Source organism: Gilliamella sp. Pas-s27 (assembly GCF_009795865.1).
In the GTDB taxonomy this organism is placed as follows: Bacteria; Pseudomonadota; Gammaproteobacteria; order Enterobacterales; family Orbaceae; genus Gilliamella.
Window position 1 is genome coordinate 1 of the sequence record NZ_WTEW01000086.1, and the last position, 891, is coordinate 891.

An 891-nucleotide genomic window follows, 5' to 3' on the forward strand; every position below is an offset into this window, starting at 1 on the left:
TGGTTTATTCACCCGGTGGCGATGGTGGATTATTTCCAAGAAAAAACAAAACTCTGGCATGAGCCTTTAGAAAATCCACAAAGGACTTATTATAATTCAAGTAGAAATATTAAACCATCTAACGGTGCTTTCGGTTTAGTTCGTACTAATAATGATAAGAATCCAGGAAAGCCTATACCTTGGGCTCACGCAGGCTTAGACATATTTGCACGTATAGGTACACCATGCTTTGCTTGTTTAGATGGCGAAATTGTAAAAGCTTGTGGTGAAGGTAGTTATGGTAATGTAATTGTTTTAAAAGTGAAAGGTGATGATTTGCGAGCATCTCAAAATGATTATACGTTGGAGTTTTCAGGAAAAGGGAAAGATGAATTTGTACAAGCGAGCGATTTTGATATAAACAGTGATTATTTTTATATTCGGTATTGCCATTTACATGAAGATCTAAAAGTATCTGGAATACAAAAAGGTACCAAAGTTAAAGCTGGTGATCATATCGGTTATACATCCGACACAGGAAATGCGAAAGGATTTCCTAATACACATTTACATTTAGAAATAGCAATGAACATTGATAATAATAGATCGCTAGAGGAAAACGAAAAAGATCCTCAAAAAAGAAAATTAGGCTATAAGATAAATCCTGCTTTTTTTGTCAATTTAAATTCTATAGATATAGAAGATCAAAAAGAAGCGGTAATAAATGGTAAGAAATATTATATTTAAAAATAAAGGTAGAAATACATGAACAGAATAAAATATTTATTAATAATAATCCTATTCCTACCGCAGTTAGCACAATCTATCTATCGTGTATACACTGGAAATATAGGTGATAAAAAAGTAGAAATTTATATGTATGCTACCTCAGATGATGATTTTCACATTATT

Annotated in this window: 1 protein-coding gene; it reads left to right on the forward strand. The window is 31.9% G+C overall.

Annotated features, from left to right (window positions below; genetic code table 11):
• Positions 1-726, forward strand: a 726-nt coding sequence (locus GQ589_RS11785) for a M23 family metallopeptidase (protein WP_237399241.1), incomplete at its 5' end; no start/stop codon positions are given.
• Between the last annotated feature and the right edge of the window lie 165 nt (positions 727-891).